General features: G+C 67.7%; 19 protein-coding genes. 8 read left to right on the plus strand and 11 right to left on the minus strand.

All coding sequences use genetic code 11. The annotated features are described in order from the left end of the window. Window positions 1-302: 302 nt before the first annotated feature. The 3 genes from VGT00_07290 to VGT00_07300 are packed head-to-tail and all read right to left on the minus strand — an operon-like array spanning window position 303 to window position 5,105. On the minus strand, window positions 303-1,511 hold the full coding sequence (locus VGT00_07290; GenBank protein HEV8531201.1) for an acyl-CoA dehydrogenase family protein: 1,209 nt from the start codon (window positions 1,509-1,511) through the stop codon (window positions 303-305). Window positions 1,512-1,559: 48 nt separating this feature from the next. Further along, a complete protein-coding gene (locus VGT00_07295; protein HEV8531202.1) occupies window positions 1,560-2,648 on the minus strand; it encodes a Gfo/Idh/MocA family oxidoreductase in 1,089 nt (362 codons plus the stop codon). A gap of 3 nt (window positions 2,649-2,651) precedes the next feature. Further along, complete coding sequence (locus VGT00_07300) at window positions 2,652-5,105, minus strand: mechanosensitive ion channel domain-containing protein (GenBank protein ID HEV8531203.1); 2,454 nt, start codon at window positions 5,103-5,105, stop codon at window positions 2,652-2,654. Between the two features lie 96 nt (window positions 5,106-5,201). On the opposite strand from VGT00_07300, the gene VGT00_07305 reads away from it, so the two are divergent. From VGT00_07305 to VGT00_07325, 5 genes are all read left to right on the plus strand, one after another. Then, on the plus strand, window positions 5,202-5,720 hold the full coding sequence (locus tag VGT00_07305; GenBank protein HEV8531204.1) for a GAF domain-containing protein: 519 nt from the start codon (window positions 5,202-5,204) through the stop codon (window positions 5,718-5,720). A gap of 212 nt (window positions 5,721-5,932) precedes the next feature. Next, window positions 5,933-6,988 carry an extracellular solute-binding protein gene (locus VGT00_07310; GenBank protein HEV8531205.1) on the plus strand — a complete coding sequence of 352 codons (1,056 nt, stop codon included), beginning with the start codon at window positions 5,933-5,935 and terminating at the stop codon, window positions 6,986-6,988. Next, window positions 6,985-8,058 carry an ABC transporter ATP-binding protein gene (locus tag VGT00_07315; protein ID HEV8531206.1) on the plus strand — a complete coding sequence of 358 codons (1,074 nt, stop codon included), beginning with the start codon at window positions 6,985-6,987 and terminating at the stop codon, window positions 8,056-8,058. The genes VGT00_07310 and VGT00_07315 overlap by 4 nt, the downstream gene beginning before the upstream one ends. Beyond that, window positions 8,055-8,939 carry a sugar ABC transporter permease gene (locus tag VGT00_07320; protein HEV8531207.1) on the plus strand — a complete coding sequence of 295 codons (885 nt, stop codon included), beginning with the start codon at window positions 8,055-8,057 and terminating at the stop codon, window positions 8,937-8,939. The genes VGT00_07315 and VGT00_07320 overlap by 4 nt, the downstream gene beginning before the upstream one ends. Window positions 8,940-9,037: 98 nt before the next feature. Then, window positions 9,038-9,859, plus strand: a complete 822-nt coding sequence (locus tag VGT00_07325) for an ABC transporter permease subunit (protein HEV8531208.1) — start codon at window positions 9,038-9,040, stop codon at window positions 9,857-9,859. 57 nt (window positions 9,860-9,916) lie between these two features. Here VGT00_07325 and VGT00_07330 read toward each other — a convergent pair whose 3' ends face one another. Further along, complete coding sequence (locus tag VGT00_07330; protein HEV8531209.1) at window positions 9,917-10,447, minus strand: hypothetical protein; 531 nt, start codon at window positions 10,445-10,447, stop codon at window positions 9,917-9,919. 224 nt (window positions 10,448-10,671) lie between these two features. Between VGT00_07330 and VGT00_07335 the strand changes: the two genes are divergently transcribed. Both VGT00_07335 and VGT00_07340 read left to right on the plus strand, forming a co-directional pair. Then, entirely contained in the window at window positions 10,672-11,463 is a 792-nt protein-coding gene (locus VGT00_07335) for an enoyl-CoA hydratase/isomerase family protein (GenBank protein HEV8531210.1), read from the plus strand. An 8-nt stretch (window positions 11,464-11,471) separates the two neighbouring features. Beyond that, window positions 11,472-11,987 carry a gamma carbonic anhydrase family protein gene (locus VGT00_07340; GenBank protein ID HEV8531211.1) on the plus strand — a complete coding sequence of 172 codons (516 nt, stop codon included), beginning with the start codon at window positions 11,472-11,474 and terminating at the stop codon, window positions 11,985-11,987. A 126-nt stretch (window positions 11,988-12,113) separates the two neighbouring features. On the opposite strand, the gene VGT00_07345 is transcribed toward VGT00_07340, so the two are convergent. The 4 genes from VGT00_07345 to VGT00_07360 form a co-directional block, all read right to left on the minus strand. Next, window positions 12,114-12,902, minus strand: a complete 789-nt coding sequence (locus VGT00_07345) for an SDR family oxidoreductase (protein HEV8531212.1) — start codon at window positions 12,900-12,902, stop codon at window positions 12,114-12,116. Between the two features lie 14 nt (window positions 12,903-12,916). Next, window positions 12,917-13,492 carry a CoA pyrophosphatase gene (locus tag VGT00_07350; protein ID HEV8531213.1) on the minus strand — a complete coding sequence of 192 codons (576 nt, stop codon included), beginning with the start codon at window positions 13,490-13,492 and terminating at the stop codon, window positions 12,917-12,919. A 48-nt stretch (window positions 13,493-13,540) separates the two neighbouring features. Then, the gene (locus VGT00_07355) at window positions 13,541-14,332 is read right to left on the minus strand and encodes an aldolase/citrate lyase family protein (protein ID HEV8531214.1); all 792 of its coding nucleotides are present in this window, start codon (window positions 14,330-14,332) and stop codon (window positions 13,541-13,543) included. 75 nt (window positions 14,333-14,407) lie between these two features. Next, window positions 14,408-15,304 carry a polysaccharide deacetylase family protein gene (locus tag VGT00_07360; GenBank protein HEV8531215.1) on the minus strand — a complete coding sequence of 299 codons (897 nt, stop codon included), beginning with the start codon at window positions 15,302-15,304 and terminating at the stop codon, window positions 14,408-14,410. A gap of 103 nt (window positions 15,305-15,407) precedes the next feature. On the opposite strand from VGT00_07360, the gene VGT00_07365 reads away from it, so the two are divergent. Beyond that, a complete protein-coding gene (locus tag VGT00_07365; GenBank protein ID HEV8531216.1) occupies window positions 15,408-15,866 on the plus strand; it encodes a GatB/YqeY domain-containing protein in 459 nt (152 codons plus the stop codon). Window positions 15,867-15,881: 15 nt separating this feature from the next. Here the strand turns inward: VGT00_07365 and VGT00_07370 are convergent, their stop codons facing one another. From VGT00_07370 to VGT00_07380, 3 genes are all read right to left on the minus strand, one after another. Next, entirely contained in the window at window positions 15,882-17,276 is a 1,395-nt protein-coding gene (locus VGT00_07370) for an AMP-binding protein (protein ID HEV8531217.1), read from the minus strand. A 338-nt stretch (window positions 17,277-17,614) separates the two neighbouring features. Then, a complete protein-coding gene (locus VGT00_07375) occupies window positions 17,615-18,970 on the minus strand; it encodes a UbiD family decarboxylase (protein ID HEV8531218.1) in 1,356 nt (451 codons plus the stop codon). A 59-nt stretch (window positions 18,971-19,029) separates the two neighbouring features. After that, window positions 19,030-19,427: FAD-dependent monooxygenase (locus VGT00_07380; GenBank protein HEV8531219.1), on the minus strand; the 398-nt coding region annotated here is incomplete at its 5' end.

Consider the following 19,427-nt stretch of genomic DNA (forward strand, 5'->3'; position numbering starts at 1 on the left):
TGATTTTCGAGCCATCTGGAGGCGCCAGAACGTGCGATCTCGAGCCGAAAATCTTTTTTGCTCCGATCGCATCCAGCTGTCGACCGGTGAGCCCGTGAGTGCCTCTGGGCTGACGCTATCTGAAGATTGCCGGAGAATGACCGGGGCGCGGCGACGAAGCTGTCAAGCGGCAAAATGATTTGTGGTGTATCCGCGCAGATACCCGCGCAGGCGCGCGGGGGCAACAAACGAGCCAGGCGTGTCGCAGGTCGGCCCCTCACCCTGCCCTCTCCCCAGAGGGGAGAGGGATGCAGTGGAACCGATCAAGCGTGCTTGCGGAGCTCCAGGCGGCCGATCTGGCGGCGGTGGACCTCGTCGGGGCCGTCGGCGAAGCGCAGGGTGCGCGAGTGCGCCCACATGGAGGCCAGGGGAAACTCCTGGCTCACCCCGCCGCCGCCGTGAAGCTGCATGGCGCGCTCGACCACGGCCAGGGTGATGTTCGGCACGGCCACCTTGATCTCGGCGATGGCCTGCTTGGCCGCCTTGTTGCCCACCGTGTCCATCATGTAGGCGGCGTGTAGGACGAGAAGCCGCGCCTGATCGATCTCGATGCGCGACTGCGCGATGCGCTCGAGGGTGATGTCGTTGTCGGCGAGCGGCTTGCCGAAGGCGATGCGCGTGGTCGAGCGACGGCACATCAGCTCCAGGGCGCGCTCGGCCACGCCGATCTGGCGCATGCAATGATGAATGCGCCCGGGCCCCAGGCGGCCCTGGGCGATCTCGAAACCCCGCCCCTCTCCCAGGAGCATGTTGGAGGCGGGGACGCGCACGTTCTCGAAGACGACTTCCCCGTGGCCGTGGGGCGCGTCGTCGTAGCCGAAGACCTTCAGCATGCGGAGGATCTTGATGCCGGGCGCGTCGCGCGGCACCAGGATCATGGACTGCTGCTTGTACCGGTCGGGGTTCTTGGCGTCGGTCTTGCCCATGAAGATGAGGATCTTGCAGCGGGGGTCTCCGATACCCGAGGTCCACCACTTGTGGCCGTTGATCACGTAGTGGTCGCCGTCCCGCGTGATGCTGGACTCGATGTTGGTGGCGTCCGAGGAGGCGACCTTGGGCTCGGTCATGGCGAAGGCGGAGCGGATCTTGCCTTCGAGGAGCGGCTCCAGCCACTGCTTCTTCTGCTCGGGCGTGCCGTAGCGCTCGATGGTCTCCATGTTGCCGGTGTCGGGGGCCGAGCAGTTGAACGACTCGGGCGCGATGGGCGAGCGCCCCATGATCTCGCAAAGGGGTGCGTATTCGAGATTGGTCAGCCCCGCCCCCCGCTCGCTCTCGGGGAGGAAGAGATTCCAGAGGCCGCGCTCCCGCGCCTTGGCCTTGAGCTCCTCCATGATGGGCGGGATCTGCCATCGCGTCGGCCCCTGATCGAGCTGCTCGGCGAAGACGGGCTCCGCCGCGTAGACGTGCTTGTTCATGAAGTCCGTGAGCTGCTCCATGTACATCTTCGTCTTCTTGGAGTATTCGAATTCCATCGGCGGTCCCCCCCGGGCCTGGCTCAAGGATTCGTGAAGTGTGTGGCCCTAAATAGACACCATCCGGCCGCCCGACGCAATGGAGTCGAGCACGGCATCGAGGACGACCTGCGCGCGGAGGCCGTCCTCGAAGGACGGCGACGCGCTCTGGCCTTTGCGCGCGGCGGCGAGGAAGCGCTTCACGAGCGGCGCAATGGTCGTCTTGCCGACGACCTCCATGGCGTCGCCCTCGCCCGCGCTCTTGGGCAGCCCGGCGGGCACCTTGACAGGCGCGGAGCTGGCTCCCTTGCCGCCGTGGCGCAGCTCTCCGCGCCACCAGCGAGGCGTTTCCCGATCGAGACGGTACAGGAGCGCTCCTTCCGTGCCGTACGCTTCGAGCGTCTGCTCGTTCACGCCGTAGGCCGCGCGACTCGCCGTCAGCGTCACCTGCGCGCCCGAAGCGAGCTCGCCTGTCACCGCGCAGTAGTCCTCGGCGTCCGCGGGCTTCTCGCCGCCGGGCATGGTACGGGTGGGATGCGCCATGCCGGCCTGGGCGGTCAGGCGCTTGAACTCGCCGAAGTTCCAGCAGGCGAGATCGATGAGGTGAACGCCCATGTCCCCCATCGCCCCATGGCCGGCCTGGGCCCGATCCATGCGCCAGGTCGACGGCACCGCCTCATCGGCGAAGCGCGGGGCGAAGTGGCGGAGGTTGACGTGAAAGAGCCGGCCGAGCACTCCCGCCTCGACCATGGCGTGGAAGCGTTGCATGGCGGCCGGATAGCGGAAGTTGAAGCTCGTCATGGCCGTGCGGCGGGCCCGCTGGGCCGCTTCGACCATGGACCGGGCCTGCCCCGCGTTCATGGCGAGCGGCTTCTCGCAGAGCACGTGGCAGCCCGCCCCGAGCGCGGCGAGGGCGATGGCCTCGTGAGAGGCGGGCGGGGTGGCGATCACCACGATCTCCGGCTTGGCCTCCGTCAGCATCCGTTCCCAGCGGTCGAACACCCGAGGCACGCCGTAGCGCTCCGCCACGACCTGCGCGGCCGCCTCGTCGCGCTGGCAGACGGCGATCACTTCACAGCCGTGAGCCTGGAAGGCGGGGATATGGGCGCGACCGAAGCCGAGCCCCACGATGCCGACGGTGAAGGACTTGCGGGACATGGGTCAGGTCTCCTCTCGGGGCGGGAAGCGGAGGGTGACGTCACGCTGGGGGGACGGGATGGCGATCCCCGCGTCCTTGAACGCGGCATTGACGGCGACGCCGAGCCGGCTCTTGACGATCAGCCAATCCTCGAACCGGTCCGTCCAGGCGCGGATCTCGAAGTCGAGGGTGCTGTCCCCGAAGTCCTTGAACAGCGCGAGAGGCGCCGGCTCGGGAATGACCCCGGGCACGGTCAGCGCCGTGGCCCGCAGGAGATCGAGCACCCGCTCGGGGTCTGCCCCGTAAGACACGCCGATCGGCAGGTCGATGCGACGCCGGCGGTCCGACAGGGTCCAGTTGGTAACGCGGTCGGAGATGAAGGTCGCATTGGGCACGAACACCTCGGCGCCCGGCCAGGTTCGGACGGTGGTGGAGCGGATGCCGATGCGGCGGACAATCCCTTCGAGGTCGCCCAGCTGGACCACATCGCCGACCTGGATGGGGCGCTCCAGCAGCAGGATGATGCCCGACACGAAATTGTTGACCACGGACTGCAGCCCGAAGCCCACGCCCACCCCGAAGGCGCCCGTGAGGAAGGTGACGCGGTTCATGTCCACGCCCAGAGCGGCCGCGGCGAAGAGAAAACCCACGAGCAGGATGGCGTAGTGAACGAGCACGGAGAGCGCATAGGGCAGCCCCCGCGCCAGCAAGAGTCGAGGGTAGATGTCCTCCTCGAGCACGAAGCGCACCAAGCGCGAGGCGAGGAAGGCCAGGGCCACCGTGATGACGAAGGCGAGGACGTCCCCCAGCGAGATCGTGAGAGCACCTCGCGTGACTGAGGCGGCGAGGCTGCCGTACAGGAAATCGCGGGCGGGATCGAGCAGGCTCAACGCGTCTAGCGTCGAGGCCACCCACAGGAACACCGCCGCCCACCGGAGAAGCCGAAGAATCCGGCGCTCGAGCAGCGCCCGGTGACGCCGGACCATCTGAAGCGTAATGAGCGGCCAGTTGCGGAGCGCCCAGGCGAGCAGGCCGTCAGCCACTCGGACGGCGGCATAGAGCAGCATGGCGGCATAGCCGCTCCGGAGCACCCCATCGCCGATGAGCCGCGCGATCGGCATGTATCCGGCGGCGCCGAGCCCGAGCGCGAGCAGGAGCGCCGCGAGGGCGATCCACAAGAGCGGCGGAGGCACCACCACTCTGGATGAGGGGGGCACGGAAGGGGCCGCGGCCTCGCGAGCGGTGGCACGGCGGCGGGCCAGAACTCGCTCGATCATGACCACCGCGACGGCGACCAGCATCTCGACCACGAACATTCGCTGCTCGAGGCCGGGCACGTCGAGGGCGAGCTCACGCACGCGGTTGACCAGGAAGAAGGCGCCCAGAGCGAAAAACCCGATGGGAGGCGTGGGCGCCGTCAGTCGTCGCAAGATGCGGATGACCGGCACCAGCATGAGGAGGGCCACCGCGTTGCGCAGGACGAGCGGCGGCCGGGGATAGAGCCAAAAGGTGGCCATGAGAGCGAGGACGAGCGCCGCGGAGATCGGGAACTGGAAGATCTGGGCCACGCGGGCCAGGTCTGGATCGTCTTCGCTCCACTGCCGCGCGCGACGATGTCCGATCCGGAGGAAGATGAGCAGGGCCACGAAGACGAAGGCGTGGACGATGGCTCGTTCCCGGCGGTCGGCCATGAACTGTGCCAGGAGCCTACTTTCGCTGGCCAGTCCCGCCCACAGTTTGCCGGGGACTTCCCGCCAGGGCACGGGCCCTCGATCGGCGTCGCGCCACACCGGCGGGCTGTCGCGCCGGAAGAGCATCGCCAGATCCAGTCCGCGCGCCCGGGCCACTCGCGCCTGCGCGTCCTGGACGAGGGCCAGCTGCTGGGCCACGCGGGCCTGGAGACTCAGGATATAGGCCCGCCGGGCCAGCGCCGTGCTCCGGCTGAGGCCGATGGCGGTGGTGGTGACGTCGATGCGCTGGAGCACGGTCGAGGGCGCCTGCGAGCGCCGCGCCTCATCGCGCGTGCGCGCCCACTGATCGGCGAGCCGGTTGAGGCGGTCGAGCTCGCTCTCGATGACGGTCGCCTCGCGGGTCAAGAGGTCTGACCACGCCGCGAGTTCCGTCGCGATGCCCCGCCATGCGTCCGCGAGATTGGTCAGCACGACCAGGGTGGACTCGGAGTCGAGCAGCCGCTGAGTCTCGGTCAGCTGGCGATGGATGCGGTCGGCCATGGCGGGCAGCCGAGCCTCGATATTCGCGAGATCGGCGCTGGTGGCCAGCCGCTCGTCGAGCGCCTTGAGGGAGACTCCGACCTCCTCCGACCGCGCGGAGATTTCCGGCACGGCAATGGGCGGGGGGGAGGAAGACGTGTCCTGAGCCCGAGCCGGCTGAAGAAGGACGCAGAGGAGGAAAAATCCGGCCAGGGCGACGGCGAGGCGGCCGCGCCCACCTGTCCGGCCGCGTGGCTGCTCGATCATCGACGAGTCCTCACGTCCTGAAGGTTCACGCGGCCTGGACTCCGCGGCGGGAGTATAACGCACCCTTTGCGCCGGATACGGTAGTATCCCGCCACCATGATGCTCCTCGCAGATCCGCTGCCTCATCTGGTCGCCGTCGCGCGGGCGGTGGGCGAGCCCGGTCAGCCCGACGCGCTCTTCGCAGCCCTCGATATCGCCATGGGCGGCGTCATCGGCCACAAGCTCTTCACCGTGCTTGTCTACCATGCCGACGCCGCGCAGTCGGAGCGTCGATACACGAATCAGCCCGCGGCCTATCCGGTGGGTGGGCGCAAGCCCGTCACGCCCTCGGCGTGGACGGAGCGGCTCTTCAAGGAGCGGCGTCCGTATGTGGGCCGGACGGCCGACGATATCCGCGCCGTCTTCTTCGACCACGAGCTGATCCTCTCGCTGGGCTGCCAGTCGGTGCTCAACGTGCCCGTCGTCTGGAACGGGCGAACGCTCGGCACGATCAACCTCCTGCACGAGGCGGGCTGGTACGACGAGAGAGATCTCCCGGTGGCTACTGCCTTCGCGGCCCTGGCCGTGCCCGGCTACGTCGAGCTGCTCCGGCGTTCTGCGCCGGCATCGCCATGAGAGCACGAACGGCCTTGACACGGGCGAGGCCCTACCCGATAGTCGCGCTCGCGCCCCTACCGAAGCTGACTTCCTCGCACAGGAGGCTCTACATGGGTCAACGTCGACCGCACAGGTGGTGGCTTCTCGCCGCGCTCCCGCTTTTTACTCTCGGAGCCATCCTGGGTGCCACAGGGGGGCCCGCGGAGGCCCAGCAGGCTGTCACGATCTCCGTGATCGACGTAGCCGGTGATCTCAGCTCGGTTCAGGTGATCCTGGACAACTACAAGAAGGCCTTCCCGAACAAGGTCAAGGAGATCAAGACGCAGCGGGCTCCCGAGCCCGAGCTGCCCGCCAAGATCAAGGCGCAGCAGGATGCCGGCCGGCTCGATATCAACCTCATCATGACCGGACAGTCCGCGGCCTCCCAGCTCGTCTCCGCGGGCCAGCTCGTCAAGCTCTTCCCCACGTACGACAAGATGTTCCCACGGGACGAGCTGACCGACGCCGGCCGGGCCCTGCAGGACGAGGCGGAGGGGTACCTGCTGCCGTCGGTGGTCAGCAATGGCGGCCCCGTCTTCATCTACAACCCGAAGAAAGTGCCGAATCCGCCGAAGACGGCCGAGCAGCTCCTGGCCTGGGCCAAGGCCAATCCGGGCAAGTTCCTCTACGCCCGTCCCGCCAACAGCGGCCCGGGGCGCTCCATCCTGGCCGGCATGTCCTACGTCCTCAAGGACAGGGACCCGAAGGATCCGGAGAAGGGCTGGGACAAGACGTGGGCCTTCCTCAAGGAGCTCGGGCAATCGATCGAGTACTACCCCACAGGGACGGGCTTCACGCTGAAGGAGTTCGCCCAGGAGCAGCGGTGGATGATCGCCGGCATCATGGAGTGGGACATGAAGCCGCGCGCCGAGGGCATGATCCCTCCGGAGTCCAAGATCACCATCCTGGAGAACACGACCTTCGTGATCGATGGGCACTACTGGGCCATCCCCAAGGGCGTCTCGCCCGCCGAGCTGGAAGTGATCCTGGACCTCATGAAGTTCATGCGCCGGCCCGAGCAGCAGGTCCTGACGTGGCGCGCTTTCATCGGGCCCTCCATCAAGGCGGCCACCCTGGACAAGGCCCCGCCGGATCTGCAGACCTACGTGAAGGAGATCTGGCGGCCGGAGTACGACGAGATCGGGAAGAAATGGAAGGTGACGCCCATGCTCGAGGTGAAGAAGCTGAACTATGCCATCGAGCGATGGGACAAGGAGGTCGGGGCGCAAAAGATCAAGAAGCAGTGAGCCAGCCGCTCCACTCGCTGCGCTTTCGACTGACCAAGCGCTTCGGGGCGAAGACGGTCCTCCACGACTTCGCTCTCGAAGTGCGCGGCCGCCAATTCGTCACCTTCCTGGGGCCGAGCGGGTGCGGCAAGTCGACGGCGCGGAACATCATCGCGGGCTTGATCCCGGCCAGCGATGGAGAGGTATGGGTCGATGAAGAGCGCATCGACCACCTTCCCCCGGAGAAGCGGGGGTTCGGGATGGTCTTCCAGAACTACGCCCTCTTCCCTCATCTGACCGTCTTCGGCAACATCGCCTTCGGCCTGCAGCTCCAGCACCGGCCCGCTCCCGAGATCCGAGAGGCCGTGCGCGCGATGCTCGACCTCGTGCAGCTCCCGGGACTCGAGGAGCGCTACCCCAGTCAGCTCTCCGGAGGCCAGCAGCAGCGGGTGGCTATCGCGCGGGCCCTCGTCCTGCACCCGCGCCTGCTCCTCATGGACGAGCCCCTGTCCAACCTGGACGCCAAGCTTCGAATCGAAATGCGGGCGGAGATCAAGCGCATCCATGCCCGCCTCGGCCTCACCTCCGTGTACGTCACCCACGATCAGGCGGAGGCCCTCTCGCTCTCCGACTGGGTCGTGGTCATGCGGGACGGCGTGGTGATCCAAGCGGGTCCACCGTCCGAGATTCACGACCGGCCGCAGAGCCTCTTCGTGGCCGACTTCATGGGGTTCCGCAACTTCTTCCCCGTGGAGATCACCGCCGCCGACTCCGACGGGGTGGAGGGCACGGGCCATGGCATGAGCATGAGGGGACGAGCGCGCCACCCATTGGCGCCGGGCGCCGCCGCGGTGGCCGCCATCCGTCCTGACGACGTGGAGCTCGGCCAGGAGGGCGGGGGCGCCAATCGATTCCGGGGCAAGGTCGAGCTCGTCGAGTATCTCGGGCGGGAGAACGAGGCGGTCCTGACCCTGGAGGCCGGGCCCAAGGTGTGGATGCGCACGCCGCGCTCCCTGGCCCCCGATGAGTCGGTGACCGTGACCTTCCCGGCCGACAAGGTGATCTTCCTGCCGCCGGAGCCTGCCGCATGAGACGGCGCCGCGCTGGCGAGGCGAGCGAGCTCGACGCGATGGCCGTTGCCTGCCTCCTGCCGTCGCTCCTCTACGTCGTGGTCATGTTCGTCTACCCGTTTCTCAACGGGATCTACCTGAGCCTGCGCCCGTCCAAGCAGAGCGGCCTCGGCCTCGCCAACTACGTTGCCTTTTTCACCGACGAGTGGCAGTACCGCACGGTGTGGATCACCTTCAGCATCGCCGTCCCCAACACCGTCGTGGTGGTGGCCGTCGCCCTGCTCCTGGCCTACGGAATGCGACGGGGGATCTGGCTCGAGCGGACAATCACCACCATCCTGGTGCTTCCCATCTCCCTCGGCATCATCCTCCTCGCCGAGGGCATTCTGGGATTCTACGGAGGCCGCGGCTGGTTCAACCAGATCCTCCTGGCCGCCGGCTTGCTCCAGGAGCCCCTGACCCTCACCCACAACTACACCGGCGTGATGCTGTCGCTCTTCATGCAGCAGTTTCCCTTCTGCTTCCTCATGCTCCTGGGCTACATCTCGGGTATCGATCCCAGCATCGAAAATTCCGCGAGGACCCTGGGGGCGGGGCCGTGGATCGTCTTCTCCAGGGTGATGTTCCCTCTGATCGCGCCGGGACTGGCCATCGCCTTCGCCCTCGTGTTCGTCCTGAGCTTCGGCGTATTTCCCTCGGCCATCCTGCTGGGCCAGCCCGCCGGGGCCACCCGCACGATTGCCATCGCCGCCTACCAGCAGGCCTTCGAGCACTACGACATGTCGTACGCCTCGGCCATCGCGGTGGTCATGGGCCTGTTCCAGCTCGCGGGGCTTGTCGTCATCGTTCTCCTCAGGCGACGACTGGTGATGGCGCCCACCATGGGCGTCGGGAAGCGCTGAGCCACCGTGAACCAGTCAACATGCGAGGCACCGCGTGAGATGAATGTGGTGGGGGGGCCTGGGGGAGGAGCGACGCCGCTCCCCCCCAGATCAAATTGATGCGCGGGCGTCTATGGAGCCTGGCCCTCTACATGTTCGTCCTGGGGTTCATCCTGAACCTCCTGGGTATCGTCAGCCATGTCGTGGTCAGCGCCTTTGCCAAGCGATGGTTCGGGACGCCCGTGCCCGCCAGATTCACCACGGAATGGTTTCAGTATGCGTGGACGAACTTCGACCTCGGTCGCGTGCTCGGGGTGACGGTCTTCGTGGCTCTCTCCGTCGTGCTCCTGGCCCTGCTCCTCGGATTCCCGGCCGCCTATATCCTCGCCAGGAGGAATTTCCGGGGCAAGGCCCTTCTGCTTCTGCTCTACTTCCTGCCCCTCCTCATCCCCCAGATGACCTACGGGATTCCCCTCGCCACGACGATGTACCGCTACGCCATCGGGGGGACGGTGACGGGAGTCATCCTCGCCAACCTCGTGCCCATGGTTCCCCTGGCCGTTTTCATCCTGATGCCGTTCATCGAGCAGATCAGCGTGAATCTCGAGTGGGGGGCGGCCATGATGGGCGCCAATCGCATCCAGGTCTTCCGCCGCGTCCTGTTTCCGCTGACCGTGCCCGGCCTCCTCACCGCGGGAATCCTGATTCTCGTGAACACCGTCTCGAATTTCGAGCTGACCTTCCTCGTCTCCGGGGCGGGCTCGCAGACCCTCGTCGTCGCTCTCTTCTACAATGTCTTCGCGGGCGGCGTCCGGCCCGTGTACTCCGTCGACGCCATGGCCGTGATGTACATGGTCACCGTCATGCTCGTCCTGCTTGTCGCCCTGCGCTTCGTCCGGCCCACCCAGATGGTCTTCCGCCTCGATCAACCCCGCCGGTAGGCGCGGTGGCGCCCCGATCTCTCGGGATCCGGAGACCGGGGCGCGCCTGCGGTCGTGTTACTTCGCGCTGGCCGCCTTCTTGTCCTTGTGGAGCTTCGCCTTGTCGTGGTTGACCTCGCGGCGGTCCTCGCGGCGGTCGCGATTGTCCTCGCGGAGATCCTTGCGATCGTTGTGGAGGTCTTTCCGGTCACGGTAGAGGTCGCGCCGATCGCCGCGGATATCCTTGCGGTCGCCGGCGATCTCCGCTCGGTCCTTCTTCACGGCCTCGGTGTTGCCCGCGGCCTTGTCCTGCCGGAGCTGCTTCTCGTCCTGCCGGAGGTCGCGCCGGTCCGAGTATAGATCCTTCCGGTCACTGCGGATGTCCTGCTTGTCCTGCGTGATGTCGCGCCGGTCCTGTCTGATGTCCCGCCGGTCCTGCTTCAGGTCGCGGCGATCGCGCCGGAGCTCGCGCCGGTCCTGCTGCACCTGCGGATCCGGCGTGGGCGGCGCCGTCGGCGCCGGAGGCGGCGTGGTCTGAGCCCACGCGGCGGGAATCCAGGCGGTCGCGAGGATTGCCCCGCTCGCTACCAAGGTCGTCCATCGAGCCATCGCTATCCTCCATGGGTGAGAGTCACTGCACTGCCGATACGACGCAGGCAGGAACGCAAGCGTTTAGCCCTCAAGAGAGCAAGCTCCGGACCCAGGGGAAATCCTTTGGGGAGCAGGTACTTACACCAGCCTCCTTAAAGTCGATTGGCAGATTCCGTCACCCCCCTGCCGCGCCCCGTCTCCGTGCTACCATGCCGGGCAGCCAACTCAGGGAGGTTCACACCGTGGCAACCGACAGCCAGGCGCAGGAAGTCCTCCTTACCCGCGACGGCCCCGTGGTGACGCTGACCTTCAATCGTCCCGAGGCCCGCAATGCCCTGACGTGGAACATGTACGAGCGGCTCTCCCAGACCTGCGACGAAGTGGACGCCGACGACTCTGTGCGCGTGCTCGTCCTGCGGGGGGCGGGCGGCAAGGCCTTCGTGGCGGGCACCGACATCTCGCAGTTCAAGAGCTTCAAGACCGCGGAGGACGGCATCCAGTACGAGCGCGACGGCGAGCGCCGAACGAGCCGGCTCGAGCGCGTGGGCAAGCCCGTCATCGCTCAGATCGAAGGCTTCGCGGTGGGCGGCGGCTTCGCCATCGCTGCCGTCTGCGACGTCCGTATCGCCACCCCCGAGTCGCGCTTCGGGGCGCCGATAGCGCGCACGCTCGGAAACTGCCTCTCCATGGAGAACTACTCGCGCTTCGTGGATCTCTTCGGCCCGTCACGGGTCAAGGAAATGATCATGCGGGCGCGTCTCCTGACGGCGGAAGAGGCCCATGCCGCGGGCTTCGTCCACGAGATCGTGCCCGGCGCCGAGATCGAAGCGCGCGTCACCGCCGTGGCGGCGGAGCTGGCATCTCACGCGCCGATCACGTTGAGGGTAACCAAGGAAGCGGTGCGGCGCATCCAGGAGCGTCGGCGCCTCGAAGGCGGCGACGATCTGATCTCCCTGACCTATACCAGCGCCGACTTCCGCGAAGGCATGAGCGCCTTCCTCGAGAAGCGCCCACCCCGGTGGACTGGCAAGTAGGCGCGTCCATGATCCGCAGCGTTCCTGGACGCACCCCGCGCGTGCACCCCGCCGCCTGGGTCGATCCTTCCGCCCAGGTTATCGGCGACGTCACCATCGAGGAAGGCGCCAGCGTCTGGCCGCTCAGCGTGCTCCGGGGCGATCAGGACAACTACGTCACGCTCGGCCGGAACTCCAATGTCCAGGACAACTCCGTGCTGCACGTCACGCCGGAGTTTCCCTGCATCGTGGGCGCCGGCGTCACCATCGGCCACCGCTGCGTGGTCCACGCCTGCACCATCATGGACAACGTGCGGATCGGCATCGGGGCTGTGGTGCTCACGGGCGCCGTGGTCGAGGAAGGCGCGCAGGTAGCCGCGGGGGCCGTGGTGCCGGAGGGCAAGGTGGTGCCCGCGGGCTGGCTCGTCATGGGCGTGCCCGCCAAGCCTATTCGCAAGATGAGTCAGGACGAGGTCGAGGACATCCTCAAGAACGCGCGCGACTACCTCGAACTCTGGCACCGCGACTACCGAGGGCGGGGATAAGGGTCCATCTGCTTCGTTGCCGCCCTCGGCCGCACGCTCAACGTAGAGAGACTACGCCTCGCGTGCGGCCTTCGGGCGCCGCCGCGCATCTGGGCCCTTCTCCCCGCCCTCGGCACGGTGGGCCGCTCAGGGTGCGCCGGGAGGCGCTCCGAGGTTGCGGGAGACCTCGATGTCCCGGCTCTGGTCGCGTGTGCGCGTGGGGCTCAGGATCATCTCCTCCACCACCGTGCGCGCGGGCAAGGTGACGCAGAGGAGGATGGCCTGCGCCACGTCCTCGGGCAGCATCATGGTGGCGCGGGCCTTGGCATCGGGGGGCAGCGGGCGCTTGTCGAGGATGGGCGTGTCCACCTCCGCAGGCATCACGGTGGTCGCCCGGATGCCCTTGTCGCGGAGCACGGTGTGAAGGTGCCCCATGAAGTTGAGCACCCCCGCCTTGGCCGCCCCGTAAGGGGCCCCGCCGATCAGCCCGGGCTTCAGGGCGGCCATCGAGCCCACGGTTACGATGGTGCCCCCGCCGTGCTCGATCATGCTCGGCAGCACGGCCTGGGTCAGGGCGAAGACGCCCGTCAGGTTGACGTTGATCACGGCCTCCCACTCGTCCAGGGGCACCCAGCGCGCATTGCGCGCCTTGCTCGAGTGGCCGGCATTATTGATCAAGATGTCCACGCGCCCCTGCTCCTTGATCACCCACTCCGCGAGCGCCCGCCCCTGGACGGGCTTGGCGACGTCGGCCTCGCGGGCCACGGCCTGGCCGCCCGCCTTCTTGATCTCGGCGACGACGGCGTCGAGGGGCGCCCGGCGGCGGCCGGTCACCACCACGTGCGCGCCTTCCGCGGCGAGCATGAGCGCGGTCGACCGGCCTATGCCCGTTCCGGCCCCCGTGACGATCGCGATCTGCCCATCGAGCTGTCCCATGCAGTTCTCCTGATCTATCGCCAGGCCCAGACGGGCTGTTCGAAATGGTCCACGCGCGTCGACTTGCCCCGCGCCACGACTTCGAGCATCTGGTAGATCACGGCCGCGGTCGGCGCGTGGATGAGGGCGCCGAGAATCGGAAGCTGGATCACCGGACGATCGCTTTCGGGAATGGAGACGAGCCGGGGCAGATCAGGCCTCTCCAGGTCGGCGAAGGGCACCCGGTAGAGGCGCGCCACTTCCGAAGGGTTGGGCGTCAACGGACCGAGATGATCGCTCCAGAAGACCACGGGCGTGATGACAAACCCCGAGCGCGTGGGGTAGTCGTCGAGCAGACCCAGCGAGGAGCCCCCGGGCAGACGCAGCCCTACCTCCTCGTCGAGCTCGCGTAGGGCCGCATGTTCCGGGGTCTCCCCCACGTCGACTCGCCCGCCGGGCAACGCCCACTGCCCGGTGTGGGCCCGCAGGGTGGGCGCGCGCTTGGTCAAGAGGAAGCATGCGCGCCCTTCCTCGTCCGCCACGAGGACGACGGCCACCGCCGCCGCCTTGCGGCCGTCGATCGCGACGCCCCGGCGCTCGAAGGCCTGCAGGTTCGCGCGCGCCCGCGCGAGGAAGCCCTCGTCGAAGCGCACGGGGGGCTAGTACGCCGGAAGCTTGCCGGCCTTCGCCCCCGTCTTACGAACCACACCGACCTCTTCGCCGGCCTTGGCGGCCATGAAGCGGCTGTCGCTCGCCAGGGTCACGAACTGATAGCCCTGCTCGATCATCTTCACGGCGTAGGCGGCGGTCGCATTGTGAATGCCCGCGATCACCCCGTGCTTCTTGCACGCTTTGACGATGAGCTGCTGCGCCTCCACCACCGGGGCGTCCGTCTGGTCGAGCCGCGGCTTGAGGCCGAGGGCCAGCGAGAGATCCGAGGGCCCGACGTAGATGGCGTCCACGCCCGGCACGCTCAGGATATCGTCGATGTTCTTGACCGCCTCTGCCGTCTCGATCATGGGCATCACGATGACGTCGTCGTTGGCGTGGTCGCCATAGTCGCCGCCCATGTAGAGGCTCGCGCGCACGGGCCCCCAGCTCCGGTAGCCGCGCGGCGGATACTTGCAGGCCTGCACGAGGGCCTCGGCCTGCTCGCGCGTATTGATCATGGGGCAGATGACGCCGTAGGCGCCCGCGTCGAGAATCTTCATGATGCGCGCCGGATCATTCCAGGGTATGCGAGCGAGCGGGATCACCTCCGTGGTCGAGATGCCCTGGAGCATCGAGACGCCCACCTGGTAGTCGACGACACCGTGCTGCATATCCACCGTCAGCGAGTCGAAGCCCTGATGAGCCATGACTTCCGCCGAGAAGCCCGAGGGAATGGACAGCCAGCCATTGACGACCGCTTCGCCGCGAGCCCAGATCTCCCGCACCGTGTTCTTCCGCACGTGGTTCTCCTTTCGGACGTCGAGCTCCTGCGTTGTGAGGTACCGCGCTATCTAACTCCCCGCCTCGGGCGGCTGTCAAGGACGGCGGGGCGGATAAGCGTCCGTCCAGTGGCGCGCGATGTCCCCACGCCGGGCGAACCAGACCTCTCCGCGGCGCTGGGCATGATCGAGGAAACGCGCGAGCCCGGCCGCGCGGCCCGGCCGGCCCGCGATGCGGCAGTGCAGCCCCACCGACATCATGCGCGGGCGCGTCTCCCCTTCCTCCCAGAGCTGGTCGAAGGCATCCCGCAGATACGCGAAGAAGTCGTCGGCCACCTGCAGCGAGCCCCGCCAGAAGCGGATGTCGTTGGTATCGAGCGCATAGGGGACGACGAGCCAGGGACCGGTGCCGGTCTGCGTCCAGTACGGCAAGTCGTCGGCGTACGAGTCGCTGTCGTAGAGAAAGGAGCCCTGCGCGGCCACGAGCTCGCGGGTATGGACGGACGGGCCGTAGCGGCAATACCAGCCCAGCGGCGTCTGTCCCGTGGAGTCCCGGATCGAGGAGATGGCGCGGCTTATGGCCGCGCGCTCGCTCTTGCGGTCCAGCAGGTAGTGCTCCTCCCAGCGATTGCCATGGGCGCAGATGTCCCAGCCGCGGGCGGTGATCGCCTTGGCCGCCTCGCGATTTCGCTCGAGGGCCACCGCGCAAGCGAAGACCGTGCCCTGGACCTCGTGCTGGTCGAGCACCCGCAAGAGGCGCCAGAAGCCCGCGCGGCTGCCGTACTCGTAGAAGCTCTCGTTGGCGAGATCGCGCTGCTCCGGCGGCACCGGCGAGGGCGCCTCCCCCATGGTCTCGCGCTGGAGCTGACCGTCCTCGACTCGATTCTCGGAGCCCTCCTCGTAGTTGATGACGATGTTCACGGCCACGCGGGCGCGGGCGGGCCAGCGCGCCTCCGGCGGCGTCTCACCATAGCCCACGAAGTTGCGCATCATGGCAGGAGGATAGTCGCAGAGAAGGGGCAACGGCAAGCACGCTGGGCTCGTTGCTCCGCTTTCTTTGCCCGGCCGACGCCCTCACGCTACTATGTCGAGCACCATGACCCTCGAACAGACGCTCGACGACACCCTCAGGCAGGCCATGAAGAACAAGGACGGCCCCACCACGGATGTGGTGCGCATGCTCAAGACCAAGCTTCAGGAGCGCCGCACCGCCAAGGGCTTCGCGGGCGCGGTGAACGACGCCCTCGTGCTCGACGTCATCGGCGCCTACCGCAAGCAGCTCCAGAAGGCCATCGCGGAATACGAGAAGATCGGAGAACGCGGCGCCAGCCAGGCCGCCCAGCTCCGCTTCGAGCTCGAGTTCTGTGAGCGCTACCTGCCCAAGGGCATGAACGAGGCCGCCGTGCGGGCGCTCGTCAAGGAGCGGCTCGCCGCCCTCGGCATCACCGACGTCAAGCAGGCAGGCCGGCTCGTGGGCGATATCATGAAGACCCACAAGGGCCAGCTCGAGGCGAGCGACGTGAAACGCATCGCGGAGGAATTGCTCGCCGGCTGATCGCCGGCTATCAGGTCAGGGGCGGAGCAGCGACTTGAGGATCTTTCCCGTGGCGCTCTTGGGCAGGTCCGCAACGATGGAGACCCGCCTGGGGTACTTGAAGGACGCGAGTCGATCGCGGCAGAAGGCCACCAGCTCCTCGCCCGTGGCCCACATTCCGGGCCGCAGGGCGACGAAGGCCGCGATCTCCTCCCCGAGCTCACTATGGGCGACACCGACCACGGCCGCCTCGGCCACCGCGGGATGCCCCAGGAGCGCGGCTTCGACCTCGCCCGGCACGACCGAGTAGCCGCCGCGAAGAATCAGCTCCTTCTTTCTTCCCACGATGGTGACGAAGCCGTCGCCGGAGATCGTGGCCAGATCGCCCGTCCTGAACCATCCTTCCTCCATCACCGCCCGGGTCTCCTCCGGCGCCCGCAGGTAGCCCTCGAGGGCGGCGGGCGACCGGATCCAGAGCTCGCCGATCTCTCCCACGCCGAGCGCCCGTCTCTCCTCGCTCATGATCCGCACCTCCACCCCCGGCACCGCTCGCCCGATCGAATCCGGCAGGTCCGTCAGATCATCGGCGAGATACGAGATGGGCCGGAAGAGCTCGGTCATGCCATAGCCGCGAAGGATTCTCACTCCCGTGCGCTCCTTCCACTGCCGGGCCAGCTCCCACGGGCAAGGCGCCGCGCCGGACAGGGCGACACGTAATGACCCGAGATCATCGCGGGCAAGGCCCGGCACCTCGAGGATGCGCTGGAACATCGTTGCCACGGCCGGGAGCACCGTGACGCGATGGCGCGAGATCGCGCGCAGCGCCGCATCAGGAGTGAAGCGCTCGAGCACCGCCACCGTCGCCCCGGCGAGAAGCGGCGCCAGCAGTCCGCCATTGAGCCCAAAGGAGTGGGCCATCGGCAGCGCCCCCAGCACGATATCGTCCGGCACGAGCGCCATCACGGGGCCCGCCCAGGACTCATTCGCGGCGCGAAGCGCGGCATGCGACAGCACAGCCCCCTTCGGCTCACCCGTCGACCCCGACGTATAGAGGACGAGCGCAGGCCCCCTGGCGCCCACGCTATCCCACACCGCCTCCTCCGCGCGCACCTCCTCCACCACGAGCGCAGGTTCCAGATGCCCCAGGACCTTGCGGCATTCTTCGGCGGACAGCAGCGGATTGATGGGGCTGACAGTGGCGCCGAGCTTGAGAACGCCCCACAGCGCGGCCACGAACCCCCAGCTATTTGGCAGCTGGAGCGCCACCGTGTCGCCCGCACGCACGCCGTGTCTCGACAGGCGCCGCGCGACGCCGCCGGCACGAAGCTCAATCTCACGCCAGCTCAGCGCCTCCGCGTCACAAAGAATCGCCGGGGCATCAGGACGCCGTCGCGCCACCGCATCGAGCAGCCCGGCAAAATTCTCCGCCACTAGCTGTCCCTGCCGCTGGGCATGACAAATACATCAATTGCCGAACCGCAGGGAGCGACCGGGGCGCTGCGCGGGTGGCGCCGGCAGGCACGCCCTCGGAAGCGAATCCGACGAGCCGTAGCGCGCCCCGAAGCGCAGGGCGTCTCCGCCGCGCGAGCCGGCCTGCGCAGCAGGCCGACGAGCGCACCCCCCGCCTCGGGGGGATGGGGGGGCAGGCGGAGGCGCCCGAGCGAGGTGGCGCGCGAGGCGAGGAGGTTGAGCGTACGAGGGCGTGCCTGCCGGCGCCACCCGCGCAGCGCCCCGCCTGGCGCGTTGTCAGCCGATCCAGCCCCTGACAACTACAACCCGTAGTCTTTGAGGTTGATGCGCTGCCAGACTTCGGGCGGCACGCGGTGACGTGGCGTGTAGGCCGCCAGCGAAGGCTTCGCCGTCGCGTCCACGCCCCACTTCGCCGTGTAGCCATCTTCCTTCGTAGAAGGATCGAGATCCGAGCCGCGGGCATTCGTGATGATGGAGATGTCTCGATCGGGCTGGCAGCGCGTGGCGAGCGCCCATGTCACCTGCCGGTCATCGAAGATGTCCACGTCGTGGTCGACCACCACCACCCGCTTCATGTAGAGATCCGCGCCCAGCACCGCCATGATCGCGTTCTTCGCCTGCCCGGGCAGCCGCTGCTCGATCGAGACATAGCACGTGAAGGGGCCGGGCACCCGCACCGCCTTCACCGAGGGAACCATGGCGCGCACCGCACGATAGAGGTTCGCCTCCATCGGAATCGTCGAGAGCAGCATGTGATCGAGATGCGCCACCGTGATGTCCTGAAAGTACGCGCCCGTCCGGTGGGTGATGGCCTTGACCTTCACCACCTCGCGCTCCCGCTCCCCCAGGCTGTATCCCGTGAACTCGCCGAAGGGCCCCTCGGGCGTCCGCGCCCCCGGCAAGATCTCCGCCTCGATGATCATCTCGGCATGCGCCGGGACCAAGACCTCCGAGGTCTCGCAGCGAACCAGCTCGAGCGCCTCGCCGAGAAGACCGCCCATGATCGCCCGCTCGTCCTCGTCGATGGAGCCGATGGCCAGCGCGCCGAGGGCGATGGCGGGGTGGACGCCGATGGCGAAGGCCACGGGCAGGGCCTCGCCGCGGGACTCGGCGATCTTCTGGAACTCCCAGAGATGCTTGCCCGCGGTCAGATGAATGGAGGTCGTGTCTCGACCCTTGATCATGAGGCGGTTGTAGGCGCAGTTCCACGACTCGCCGCTCGGGTCCTTGGCGAAGGAGATGGCCGCGGTGATATAGGCCCCGACATCACCCTCGTGATGGAGAATTTGCGGCAGGTCGTAGAGATTGATCCTGTCCCCCGTCACGATCGTGTCCTTGCACGGTCCCGTCTTGACCACCGTGGGCGGTAGGGGGCGGTCCATGGCGCGGAGATAGGTCCTCAGCATGTCTTGAGGCGCCGAGCTCATGGCCAGGGCCAGACGAGAGCGGCTGGCGTGGAGATTGGTCAGGACGGGGAACTTGCTGCCCTTGAGCCGCTCGCAGATCACGATAGGCCGTCGCCGGCCCTCGCGCTCGAGCTTGACCACGAGGGCGGTCAGCTCATAGGCGGGGTCGATCTCCCGGGAGATCATCACGATCTCCTCGGGCTTGGTGCGCTTGACGAGGTCGAGATAGGCGGTAAGGCTCTGCGCCATCGGTAGCTCCTTCAGGGTGAAAGCTGTGAAGCGGGCGGGCTCAACCGACCGGCGTTAGCTTAGCGCGGTTGGCTGGCGCGATTCAAGGGCGCCTCCGGCGTCCGGACATGCTCGGGCCTCACGCCCAATCCGATGAGTCTGGCAGGAATTCGCGGAAGCCCGGGAAGCCGCGCGAGGACCCGCACGATGAGGGGCGGCCGCGACGGGCCCGTACTGCTCAACACAGGCCCGATGACCCGCCGCTGGACGATGACCTGGAACCGCTGGATGACACGCGTGGGGAGCTCGCGCCGTCGCTGGACCCGGCGCAGGTCATCATCTGTCGCTCGCCGCTCGCGCAGCGGCCCGGCGAGGAGATTGGCGGTGGCCACGGCATCCTGGATGGCGAGGTTGATGCCGACGCCGCCCACGGGGGACATGGCGTGCGCGGCGTCACCGATGCAGAGGAGCCCCGTGC

Source organism: Candidatus Methylomirabilota bacterium (assembly GCA_036002485.1).
Lineage (GTDB): Bacteria > Methylomirabilota > Methylomirabilia > Rokubacteriales > CSP1-6 > AR37.